This window comes from Streptomyces sp. MnatMP-M17, assembly GCF_900091995.1.
Lineage (GTDB): Bacteria > Actinomycetota > Actinomycetes > Streptomycetales > Streptomycetaceae > Streptomyces.
On the sequence record NZ_FMDK01000318.1, the window covers coordinates 1 to 10,461 of the forward strand.

Consider the following 10,461-nt stretch of genomic DNA (forward strand, 5'->3'; position numbering starts at 1 on the left):
CGATCGCCGCCGCGATCATCGGCGGCGGCACGGCGACCCTGGTCGGGCGGTACTCCGGCAACGGTACGAGCAGCGGTGAGACGATCGTGAACGGGACCACCGTCTCGCAGAGCAGCAAGGGCACGGTCGCCGGTGTCGCCCAGGCCGTGTCGCCCACGATCGTAGAGATCACCGCGAGCTCGAACTCCGGGCAGTCCACCGGCTCCGGCGTGATCATCACATCCGACGGCGAGATCATCACCAACAACCATGTCATCTCCGGCGCCTCGACGGTCAAGGTCCAGCTCAGCGACGGCAAAACGTACAACGCCCAGGTCGTGGGCACCGACGCCGACAAGGACCTCGCGCTCATCAAGCTGGACGGCGCGAGCGGCCTCAAGACGGCCGCGCTCGGCAACTCCGGCCAGGTACGGGTGGGCGACGAGGTCGTGGCGATCGGCTCGCCCGAGGGCCTGACCGGCACGGTCACCAGCGGCATCATCTCGGCGCTCAACCGCGATGTCACCGTCGCCAAGGACCAGGGCCAGGATCAGGGCCAGGGGCAGCAGTGGGGCGGCGGGAACTGGCCGTTCGAGTTCGGCGGCCAGCAGTTCAACGGTGACACCGGGTCCTCGAAGACCACGTACAAGGCCCTCCAGACCGACGCCTCGCTCAACCCGGGCAACTCCGGTGGCGCGCTGATCAATATGAACGGCGAGATCATCGGCATCAACTCGGCGATGTACGCACCGAGTTCGTCCTCGGCCGACGGCAGTTCGGGCGCCGGGAGCGTGGGCCTGGGCTTCGCCATCCCGATCAACACGGTCAAGTCGGACCTCGCCGCGCTGCGCGACGGAGGAACGAACTGATCCGTACCGCCTCGGCCCGCGGTGACCGCGACCGTAAGAGACGTGCGGGCCATGGACGCACCGCGGCCGTGCGACGCTGATAGGGAGCGGCAGAGCCGACGAGACGGCGGGACCGACCCGACCGACAAGACCGACGAGACCGAGACCGACGAGGTAGAAGCGATATGAGTCCCGCCGAAGGCGATCCCCAGAGAATCCTGATCGTCGACGACGAACCCGCCGTACGCGAGGCCCTCCAGCGGAGCCTCGCGTTCGACGGGTACGGGACCGAGGTCGCCGTCGACGGTGTCGACGCCCTCGCCAAGGCCACCGCGTACACACCGGACCTGATCGTCCTCGACATCCAGATGCCTCGTATGGACGGCCTGACCGCCGCCCGCCGGCTCCGGGCCGGCGGCTCGAAGGTGCCGATCCTGATGCTGACCGCCCGCGACACGGTCGGCGACCGCGTCACGGGACTGGACGCGGGCGCCGACGACTATCTGGTCAAGCCTTTCGAGCTGGACGAGCTGTTCGCCCGTATCCGCGCCCTGCTGCGGCGCAGCTCGTACGCGACGACGACCGGCGAGCTGCCCGGCAACGACGTGCTCGCCTTCGCCGATCTGCGGATGGACCTGACCACCCGCGAGGTCACGCGCGGCAGCCGGCGGGTGGAGCTGACGCGTACCGAATTCACGCTGATGGAGATGTTCCTGGCGCACCCGCGGCAGGTGCTCACCCGCGAGCAGATCCTCAAGGCCGTCTGGGGCTTCGACTTCGAGCCGAGTTCCAACTCGCTGGACGTGTACGTGATGTATCTGCGCCGCAAGACGGAGAGCGGCGGCGAACCGAGGCTGGTGCATACGGTGCGTGGTGTGGGATACGCGCTGCGTGCGGACAGTACGGGCGGCGGAACGGGCGGCGGCGGAAGCGGTACGGGAGCCACCGCGGCGTCCGGCAGTTCGCCCGGCACCTCACCGGGCAGCGGCGGAAGCGGTGGCGCGGAGTGAGGGCCCTGGTCCGCCGGTTCCAGTCACTGCCGCTGCGCTCCCGGCTCGCGCTGCTGGTCGCCACGGCCGTCGCCGTCGCCGTCGCCGCGGTGGCCGTGACCTGCTGGCTGCTCACCCGTACGCAGTTGCCGAGCGAGCTGGACACCTCCCTGGAGAACACCTCCGCGCCGCCCAGCACCGTGCAGAACGCGCTGAACAACTGCAACAACGGCCTCCCGCCCGAGACCACGGGCGGATCATCCGGCTTCGCCTATATCCAGGTGGTCCTGGCCGACGGCACGCGGTGCGTGGCCCCGGACTCGCAGGCGGTGAAGGTGCAGCCGCAGGATCTCGCGGTCGCCGACGGCACCGAGCACACCTCCCTGCACGACAGCACCACCGACGGCGGCACCGAGGTCCGTGTCTTCACGCAGCGCCTACGCTCCGGCAGTGCGATCGGCGCTCCGATCGCCGTCTCCGTGGCGCGCCCTCTCACCGAGATCAACTCCGCGCTGAACCGGCTCGCCCTGCTGCTCACCGCCGTCGCCGGCATCGGTGTCGTCGGCGCGGGCGCGGCCGGCCTCTGGGTCGCCAGGGCGGGCCTGCGGCCGGTCGACGGGCTGACTCGCGCGGTCGAGCATGTGGCCCGTACGGAGGACCTGACCGTCCGTATCCCGGTCGAGGGCGAGGACGAGATCGCCCGGCTCTCCCGTTCCTTCAACTCGATGACCGCCGCGCTCGCGTCCTCCCGCGACCGGCAGTCCCAGCTCATCGCCGACGCCGGGCACGAACTGCGGACGCCGCTGACCTCGCTCCGTACGAACGTCGAACTGCTCGCCCGCAGCGAGGAGACCGGCCGCGCGATCCCGCCCGACGACCGCATGGCGCTGATGGCCTCCGTCAAGGCGCAGATGACCGAACTGGCCTCCCTCATCGGCGACCTCCAGGAACTCTCCCGCCCGGACGCCACCGATCCCGGCCCTCTCCAGGTCGTCGCACTCCACGACATCGTGGAGAGCGCGCTGGAACGGGCCCGGCTGCGCGGCCCGGAGCTGACCATCACCGCGGATCTGCGCTCCTGGTACGTACGGGCCGAACCGGCCGCGCTCGAACGCGCGCTGGTGAACGTCCTCGACAACGCGGTGAAGTTCAGCCCGCCGGGCGGCTCGGTGGAGGTCGCCCTGAGCGAAGGCGGCGAACTGACCGTACGCGACCACGGTCCGGGCATCCCGGCCGACGAACTCCCGTACGTCTTCGAACGCTTCTGGCGCTCACCGTCCGCCCGCGCCCTCCCGGGCTCGGGCCTCGGCCTGTCGATCGTCGCCCGTACGATCCACCAGACAGGCGGCGAGGTGGCCCTCCGCCACGCGGCGGGCGGCGGCACGGTAGCGGCCATCCGCATCCCGGGCGCGCCCACGCCGCCGCCGGAGACTCCGTGAGGGCCTGGGGACCCGGTTGGAGAAACCGCCGCTGATCCGCTACTGGTTGTTCAGGACGGTGAAGTTGGCCGTCGAACCGGCGGCATCGTAGTACCGGAACGTGATGCGGCTCCCTTGGCCACCCAGCTTGTTGGGCGAGGTGCTGTTCTCGTAGAAGTCCTTGTTGCAGACGACCGTCGAGCCCCGGTAGTACTCGCCGTAGCAGACGCCCTCGCGGTAGGTCTTCCAGGCGCCGGAGCTGTCCTTGAGCTGGTTGGTCCAGTAGACGCGAGGCGTTCCGTCGACGGTGTCGCCCGCGTACACCAGGAACCGGTCGCCGTAGCGCTCGAAGCATCCCCATCCGCTGTCGGGGCCGACGCCCAGACGGATGACGTCCCCGCAGCCCTCCTGTGTGGTGAGCGTGCCCCAGTCGTACTCGTAGTCCGCCGCCTGGGCGGAGGTGGCCACCGCGATCGGAGTGACCAGCGCGACGGCGGCCGTGAGCAGTGTGCTTCTCACCCAGTCGCGCCCGGAGCTCTGTTTGCCCTTCATGGAGAAACCTCTCTCTTCTCGTAGCGGTAGGTCAGGCGGCCCAGCTGCCGGTGGAGCGGGCGTCGGAGCGGAAGGAGAACACGAACAGGGCGCCGTCCCGGACGTTCGTCGCGATCGTGTTCCACTGGCCCGCGTAGGCGAGGGTGTAGTTCGCCTGGCAGTCCAGCCGGCCCTGGGTCTCGAAGCAGACCTTGATGTAGCGGTTGGTGTTGGGCTTGATGTTGATGTCCGCGCAGGCGGTCGAGGTGGAGAAGAGGCGGCCGACCGGAAGGTCGACGTCTCCGGCGTCCTTGGTGTAGGGAATTGCGAAGTCGTAGCAGGACGCCGCCGCCGCGGGCGCCTGGGCCTGAGCGGTCGGAGCGATGGCGAGCGCGCTCCCGACGAGCGCGGCCGAGAACAGGCCGGCGGTAAGACGACGTGTACGGATCCTCATGGTGTGCGGCCCCCAAGCACGGTGTGTGAGCCCGGATTCGGGCGGTGAGGGGCAGCGTGCCCCCGACCGGTCACCACTGTGCTGGGCGGGCTTTGAGTAAACCTTGAGAGAACCTTGGGGGCACTGAATACGGCTGTGTGGTGACTACGGCCTTTTAGTAACTACGGCCTCTCGGACGGATTTCTGAGGCGGTACGCGGTCCAGCGGCGGCGCAGCCAGTCGCCGGTTTCCCCGATCGCGATCAGCAGGACGGCGGACGCGGCGCAGGCCGCGAGGCCTGCGGACTGGCCGAGTGCCTTGCCCAGAAGCCACAGGATGAGGGTGACGACCACCCACCACATGAGGAGCGAACGGGCCAGGGGCAACCAGCGTGTCTTGTCCGTCATGGTGCGTGCGTTCCTTCCGTACGGTCCAACGGTCCTATGGTTCCTACCTGGCGTTCACACCAGGACTCAGCGGCAGAGTGCGACGACGGTGGCCTCGAAGTCGGGGAACTCGCGTGCGGCGGCGTCGATCACCGCCGACGCCGGCCGACGAAAACCTGGTGCGAACCGCTCGGCGATGGCCGACAGCGCCGCATCGGGACACAGCTTCTGCCCGGGTGAGTCGACCGCTTCACGGGGGCCGAGGCCGTCGGCAAGCAGCCACAGGAAGCCGGCCAGGTCGGCCGCGATCACACCGGCCTCGCCCTCGGACCCGAGAAAGACGACCGGCTGGTCGGCCAACGGCCGATCCGGACGCGTCAGCCAGATCGCCGCGTACCCGCCCGTACCGTCCTGACCGAACACCCGGAACTCATCACCGTCCACCTCACCGTTCCTGGTCCAGGCCCGCAGCCACTCGGTGGTCTCCTCGGCCGACAGGAACGCGGGGAAGGGCTCAAAATCGGCCGCGTCCTCGGCGTAGTGGAACGGAACGTCGGCCACGGCGGCGAGGGCCGGAAGCAACTGTCGATCATCGGCGACTATCACGGACACAGGGTAGTGCCGGGCTGTGGCGGGGACGGAGGCGGAGGCGAGGGCGGGGCGGGGGGCCGGGCGGCCACCGCTGAGATACCGTCACCGTCCACGTCCATGTCCACGTCAGTCGCTACGGCACCTCGCGATTCCCGCCGCCTGGCACGGGCCGCACAGATCTTCGTCGCGCTCTTCGCACTGCTCGATCCTCTGCGTCCGACGCTCCTCACCGGCGCCGAGCAAGGGGAGCGCGGGGACCTTTACGTCCGCTACCTGCAGATCTCCACCACCGTCGGGCTCGTGGCGATCATCGTTTTCGTGCTCTGGTTCCGGCGGTGCCGCCACAACGCCGAGCTCCTGTCGCCGGGCTCCTTCACCTACTCACCAGGCTGGGCCGTAGGCGCCTGGTTCACCCCGGTCCTGATGTTCTGGCGCCCGCGCCGTATCGCCCTCGACATCCACCGGGTTCTCACCCACGGCTCCGCCCCGGACAACACCGTCACTCTCATCAACGCCTGGTGGGCAGCATGGATCGGACACACGGCCGCAGGCCTGTTGGCCACCTCGGCCGACAACACCGCCTCACTCCCTCTGTCGATCACCGCCCAGGCCCTGTATCCGATCGCCGCGGTACTCGTCATCGTGGTCATCCAACGCTTCACCACAGCCCAGACGCACCCGCAGCCGCACAAACCTTCGGCACCGGCCTAGGCAGCATGAGCACACAAGACAACGAGGCCGGAGCGCAGGACTGGCGGAGCTGATGGCGGACAGCTTCCCCAGGATCAGTTCCCCACAAGATGCTTAGGCATCGGCCGGTCTGCGACAGCACGAAGCCCCGCCCATACGCCGGGGAGACGCATGGACGGAGCACGGGATCACTTACCAGCCTGGTCTACCGGCTGGGATTACTTGTCGTCCTCACCGCCCGGGGCCGGGTCGCGCGGCGCCTCGGGTGGCATGGGCCCCGCGTCGTGCTTACCTCCGTCGTCCTCCACCTCCGCCGTTACCAAGGTGCTCACATCGGCCGTGGCGCCGGCGGGCATGTCCTTCGGGTGAAGGAACGGGACGCCCCGCCACCCCTCGGTGTCCGGCGCGCGCGTCTCATACGTATCGACCGTCTGAGCGCTCATCTACCGACCTCCTCTTTCGTGAAGGGTCACGCCGCCGTACCGTCAGTGGCGTGACCGGAGAACCGCAGAGCTTGAGCCCTGCGGATTGGTCACCCGCCCCGACCACTCGACCTGTCCAGGGTTCCCACCGGTCGGGGCGGACGTTTGGGCGCTTCGGTTTCCGCCGCCGCCGCGAAGGCCACGGGCATGCCGGAGCCCTCCTGGCGCGCCTCACGCCTTTCGTGCAGCAACAACGCTAGGACCGTGCTGGTCCCAACTCCTAGGCAGTTCCACGAAGTTCTACACGCAAATCACTCAAGCACGTCGATGGCGGATGTGATCAGAGATCGTGCGTCAGCGCCGTACACAGCAAGCTTGGAGAGCTCGCCGAACGCCTTGAGGTACTGCCCTACTTCGGATGGGGCAGCCACGTTCACCTGAGCCGTCAGCGTCTCAACTTGCGCCTGTTTCTCGTCGTAGACGCTGAACGTCTCAATCATCCACATGCGCCGATCAGCGGCGAAGGGGATCACACCGAGCGAAACGGACGGCAAAGCCATGACCGACAGTAGATAGCCAAGCTGCCCGGCCATGATCTCTGCTCCGCCGACGCGGTGACGCAGGACTGATTCCTCGACCAACAATGCAAATCGGTGGTCCCCTTGGCGGATTACCCGCGACCGTTCCATACGCACCGAAACTGCGTCTGAGACGTCATCGGGGGTGCCACGGAAGGCCGCGATTGAGCCGAGCAAGGCACGTGCGTATCCCTCTGTCTGGAGCAAACCTGGAACTACATTTGAGCAGTAGATACGGAAAACGCGCGTCCGATCAAAGAGTGGGATGTACGACTCTTGGAGTCGCCGCAGACCGGTGCGTTGGAGTCGTCGCCACTCCACGTACATGCTGTCTGCCGAACGAGAGGCCGCGATAAGGTCAGCGGCCATCCCGTCAGCCTGACAGGCGTGGCACCATGCACGTATATCGTCGTCAGACGGAGATGTAACGGCATTCTCAAGGCGAGAAACCTTGGACTTGTACCAGCCGGTACGGTCGGCAACGTCCTTGGCTGTGAGGTTCGCGTCTCGGCGGATCTCACGGAGCCGGTCAGCAACCGCCTTGCGGGCAGCTTGAACACTGGATGAGGGCGACGCGGGCATGGGCTGAGACGTCCGTCAGATCTTGTATTCCTCATGCGGCGTAGCCTTTGCCCACACGCTTTCGAACGCGTCAGCGCAGAGTTTCGCCACGGCTGGTTCGTCGGTCACTTCGTCACCCAGGTAAGTCCCTTCACCTGAGAAGTACCCGAATCTGACCAGACGTCCATCGAACAGCCAGAAGTCATTTCCGGGCAACGCGATATCTGACGCCTGTCTGCGAGCCAGCCAGCGAATCTGTTCACCAGCCGCAATGTTGGTGAACGTTCCGTCATACAGATACCGCGTGTACTCGCTAACGGGTTCGGAGACAATACGTGCCCGACGGAATTCGACACCCCGGGCCACCGCTTCGGCCACCATGTCAAGCCACGGGCGCCACCATGAGGCACGGTCGGTGGGATTGAGACGACAGCCGGATTTCCAGGCTACGACGCGAGGCGCTTCGTCGGGGTCGTCGTAGTGGTCGCGCATCTCAAGATGCACCGCTGACCGCTGACAACCGGCCAGCAGCTCACCGAACGGTGGAGCGGTCCGCCACATCACATGCCTCCCGAATGACCGCCACCATGCGCATGGGCAGCCGCACAACCTCTTCACCGTCAGGAATCGGACCGTTAGCCAGGCAGTCGGACCGAGTCTCTTCGTCAACCTTCCAACCCTGTAAAATCAGCTCTTGCCGGTCCTCGTCCACCCATACTGTGGGACAGTTCGCCCCGTCAGTGTTGGGGTCCTTCGCGATGAGCCGTAATGCCATGGCTGCCTCCGGTCTGCTGCTTGTTCCACGACGTTCCACGAGCGTCGCCTTTACGACGATCCGCGTCAAGGGGCACCAGCGGGCTGGGAATTCCCCGCCGCCGCCCTCCTCGCCGCCTTGGCGCCGACCGCCTGTCGGTACATGACGGACTCGGGCGTGGGTTCCGCCTCCGGCACGGGCGCCACATCGGGTGCGTCTGCGGAGAATGCCGTCCTCTTGCAGCAGCAGCCTGCGGACGGCCCCTGCGGCGGCACACACCGCCGGACGACAGCGGCGGCCTGCCGTGAGGAGCCGTCAGTCACCCCCTGGGCTGCGGCCGGCGTGACGGCCGTCGAGGCAGGCAGCGAACCGGCCGACCCTTGCTCCGCACATCGGTTCCCTCACCTGGCACAACCCTTGTACGCGGTCCGTGGTCCAACATCACGACGGCGGGGAACGGGCCCTCGCAGTGCCTCCCGCGACTCCATGCCCGGCCTCACCATGCCGAGATCTCAGGAGCCACGACATGCGCAGTACGCGTTCCACCACCGGAAGCACCGGCCGCCGAACGAGCCGGATGTCCGGTACGGCCGCGGCGACCGTACTACTGACGATCGGCGCCACGATCACCGCGACGGCCTCTCCCACGGTCGCCGCCCCCACGGCCCTGGAAGCGGCCCACGACGACTTCAACGGCGACGGCTATCCCGACCTCGTCGTCTCCGCTCCCGGCGGCACCGTCAGCGCCCAGAAGGGCGCCGGCTACATCGCCGTCCTGTACGGGTCGGCGAGCGGCCTCTCCGCCTCCCGCCGGGCGACGTTCAGCCTGAGCACCCCGGGCATACCGGGTCTCGCCCAGACCGGCGACGGCTTCGGACAGACCACCGCCTCCGGCGACCTGGACGGCAACGGCTACGCCGATCTCGTCGTCGGCATGCCCGGCAGAGACATCGGCACCGCCACCGACGCGGGGGCCGCGGTCGTGCTGTGGGGCTCCGCGGACGGGCTGCGGGCCACCAGCCCTCTCTGGCTTCAGGACGATGCCCCGACCACCGGCGGCCGTTTCGGGACGGGACTGGCCACCGGCCGGTTCACGGGCTCCGGCATCGAGCTGGCGCTCCTGACCAAGAAGGCTCTGTGGACATACGGCTTCGAGGCCGCGGCCGACGGCGGGCACACCTCGCAGGGCGCCCCCATGGACTGGAAGTGGTGGGAGGAGTTCACACCCACGGGCCTCACCTCGGGCGACTACAACAACAGCGGCTCCGACGACCTGGTCCTGCTCGGCACCATCACCACCTACGAATCGCTCAATCCCGTCGAGACCGTCGGAGCGGCCAGTTACTTCTCCGGTGGCCGCGACGGGCTGACCTATGTCCGTGGACTGCGCGGCGGCCCGGTCGGCGCCTCCGGTGACATCAACAACGACGGATACGCCGACCTCGTCTTCGGCTCTCCGGCCGACAGCGATGACCTCAACGAGTGGCTGCTCGACGGCGGCACCGTCGACGTCTTCTTCGGCGGGCCCAGCGGCCCGAAGGGTCTGGATGGCGACCAGCACTGGAATCAGACCACCATCGGCGCCTCCGGCGACGACAAGACCGGTGACCGCTTCGGCGGTGCCGTCACCGTGGGCGACGTCGACGGCGACGGCTACGCCGACGCCGCGATCAGCGCCCCGGCCAACGACATCAACAGTCTCACCGACCCGGGCACCGTGTGGGTGATGCGTGGTACCGCCCGTGGGCTCACCCCGAGAGACCTGTCCAGCTTCAGCCAGAGCACGCCGTCCGTCCCCGGTGACAACGAGGACCACGACCGGTTCGGCGGCGCCCTCCGGCTCATCGACGCCAACCAGGACGGCAAGGCCGAGCTGATCGCCTCCGCGCCCGGCAAAAACACCGACGACGGCGCCGCCTGGGTCTTCCCCGGCACGAGCAGCGGCCCCACCGCCAAGGGATCATGGTCCTTCAACGGCGCCACGCTCAGCGCCCCCTCCCCCGACGCCCGCTTCGGGGAGACTCTCGCCCCGTAGCGGCGACTCCGGGGCGGGGGCAGTGGGCGCAGGGGCAGTGGGACCTCGGACCAGGCCGTCGAACCGGCCTTCCTCGGCGGCGGCCAGGAGGTCGTGGAGCTTGGTGCGGGTGGTGCGGATGACGACGTCGGGGTCGTCACTCTCACGCCTAAGGGGCTCATCGCAGAAGCGGGTGCAGTCGGGGGTTGTCGGTTTTCGAGGTCGCAGGCACGGATTTTCACGCTCGGCCGCACTCCTGTCCGGGCG

12 protein-coding genes are annotated in these 10,461 nt (G+C 68.1%); 5 read left to right on the forward strand and 7 right to left on the reverse strand.

What is annotated here, in order from left to right:
• The 3 genes from GA0115259_RS14790 to GA0115259_RS14800 form a co-directional block, all read left to right on the forward strand.
• The coding region (locus tag GA0115259_RS14790) for a S1C family serine protease (RefSeq protein ID WP_107469190.1) at positions 1 to 848 on the forward strand (848 nt) is incomplete at its 5' end.
• 164 nt (positions 849 to 1,012) lie between these two features.
• The gene (locus GA0115259_RS14795) at positions 1,013 to 1,837 is read left to right on the forward strand and encodes a response regulator transcription factor (RefSeq protein WP_093596340.1); all 825 of its coding nucleotides are present in this window, start codon (positions 1,013 to 1,015) and stop codon (positions 1,835 to 1,837) included.
• Positions 1,834 to 3,255, forward strand: a complete 1,422-nt coding sequence (locus GA0115259_RS14800) for a sensor histidine kinase (protein WP_176732553.1) — start codon at positions 1,834 to 1,836, stop codon at positions 3,253 to 3,255. The genes GA0115259_RS14795 and GA0115259_RS14800 overlap by 4 nt, the downstream gene beginning before the upstream one ends.
• 39 nt (positions 3,256 to 3,294) lie before the next feature.
• On the opposite strand, the gene GA0115259_RS14805 is transcribed toward GA0115259_RS14800, so the two are convergent.
• From GA0115259_RS14805 to GA0115259_RS14820, 4 genes are all read right to left on the reverse strand, one after another.
• Positions 3,295 to 3,786: a hypothetical protein gene (locus GA0115259_RS14805; RefSeq protein ID WP_093596342.1), complete on the reverse strand. Its 492-nt coding sequence runs from the start codon at positions 3,784 to 3,786 to the stop codon at positions 3,295 to 3,297.
• Between the two features lie 31 nt (positions 3,787 to 3,817).
• Positions 3,818 to 4,219 carry a hypothetical protein gene (locus GA0115259_RS14810; protein WP_093596344.1) on the reverse strand — a complete coding sequence of 134 codons (402 nt, stop codon included), beginning with the start codon at positions 4,217 to 4,219 and terminating at the stop codon, positions 3,818 to 3,820.
• A 161-nt stretch (positions 4,220 to 4,380) separates the two neighbouring features.
• Entirely contained in the window at positions 4,381 to 4,605 is a 225-nt protein-coding gene (locus GA0115259_RS14815; protein WP_093596346.1) for a hypothetical protein, read from the reverse strand.
• A gap of 66 nt (positions 4,606 to 4,671) precedes the next feature.
• On the reverse strand, positions 4,672 to 5,190 hold the full coding sequence (locus GA0115259_RS14820) for an SMI1/KNR4 family protein (protein WP_176732554.1): 519 nt from the start codon (positions 5,188 to 5,190) through the stop codon (positions 4,672 to 4,674).
• Positions 5,191 to 5,292: 102 nt separating this feature from the next.
• On the opposite strand from GA0115259_RS14820, the gene GA0115259_RS14825 reads away from it, so the two are divergent.
• Complete coding sequence (locus GA0115259_RS14825; RefSeq protein ID WP_093596350.1) at positions 5,293 to 5,886, forward strand: DUF4328 domain-containing protein; 594 nt, start codon at positions 5,293 to 5,295, stop codon at positions 5,884 to 5,886.
• A gap of 197 nt (positions 5,887 to 6,083) precedes the next feature.
• Here the strand turns inward: GA0115259_RS14825 and GA0115259_RS14830 are convergent, their stop codons facing one another.
• The 3 genes from GA0115259_RS14830 to GA0115259_RS14840 form a co-directional block, all read right to left on the reverse strand.
• The gene (locus tag GA0115259_RS14830) at positions 6,084 to 6,308 is read right to left on the reverse strand and encodes a hypothetical protein (RefSeq protein WP_093596352.1); all 225 of its coding nucleotides are present in this window, start codon (positions 6,306 to 6,308) and stop codon (positions 6,084 to 6,086) included.
• Positions 6,309 to 6,598: 290 nt separating this feature from the next.
• Positions 6,599 to 7,447 (reverse strand): helix-turn-helix domain-containing protein, encoded by an 849-nt coding sequence (locus GA0115259_RS14835; protein ID WP_093596354.1) that lies wholly within the window; start codon positions 7,445 to 7,447, stop codon positions 6,599 to 6,601.
• Between the two features lie 15 nt (positions 7,448 to 7,462).
• The gene (locus GA0115259_RS14840; protein WP_093596356.1) at positions 7,463 to 7,987 is read right to left on the reverse strand and encodes a DUF6879 family protein; all 525 of its coding nucleotides are present in this window, start codon (positions 7,985 to 7,987) and stop codon (positions 7,463 to 7,465) included.
• Positions 7,988 to 8,706: 719 nt separating this feature from the next.
• Between GA0115259_RS14840 and GA0115259_RS14850 the strand changes: the two genes are divergently transcribed.
• A complete protein-coding gene (locus tag GA0115259_RS14850) occupies positions 8,707 to 10,215 on the forward strand; it encodes an FG-GAP-like repeat-containing protein (protein WP_093596360.1) in 1,509 nt (502 codons plus the stop codon).
• Positions 10,216 to 10,461 lie beyond the last annotated feature (246 nt).

What these genes read in the sequence shown, in the direction of transcription:
- GA0115259_RS14815 (WP_093596346.1), bottom strand. Translation starts at nt 4,605, where the DNA reads ATGACGGACAAGACACGCTGGTTGCCCCTGGCCCGTTCGCTCCTCATG.
- GA0115259_RS14835 (WP_093596354.1), bottom strand. Translation starts at nt 7,447, where the DNA reads ATGCCCGCGTCGCCCTCATCCAGTGTTCAAGCTGCCCGCAAGGCGGTT.
- GA0115259_RS14810 (WP_093596344.1), bottom strand. Translation starts at nt 4,219, where the DNA reads ATGAGGATCCGTACACGTCGTCTTACCGCCGGCCTGTTCTCGGCCGCG.
- GA0115259_RS14805 (WP_093596342.1), bottom strand. Translation starts at nt 3,786, where the DNA reads ATGAAGGGCAAACAGAGCTCCGGGCGCGACTGGGTGAGAAGCACACTG.
- GA0115259_RS14840 (WP_093596356.1), bottom strand. Translation starts at nt 7,987, where the DNA reads ATGTGGCGGACCGCTCCACCGTTCGGTGAGCTGCTGGCCGGTTGTCAG.
- GA0115259_RS14795 (WP_093596340.1), top strand. Translation starts at nt 1,013, where the DNA reads ATGAGTCCCGCCGAAGGCGATCCCCAGAGAATCCTGATCGTCGACGAC.
- GA0115259_RS14850 (WP_093596360.1), top strand. Translation starts at nt 8,707, where the DNA reads ATGCGCAGTACGCGTTCCACCACCGGAAGCACCGGCCGCCGAACGAGC.
- GA0115259_RS14825 (WP_093596350.1), top strand. Translation starts at nt 5,293, where the DNA reads ATGTCCACGTCAGTCGCTACGGCACCTCGCGATTCCCGCCGCCTGGCA.
- GA0115259_RS14830 (WP_093596352.1), bottom strand. Translation starts at nt 6,308, where the DNA reads ATGAGCGCTCAGACGGTCGATACGTATGAGACGCGCGCGCCGGACACC.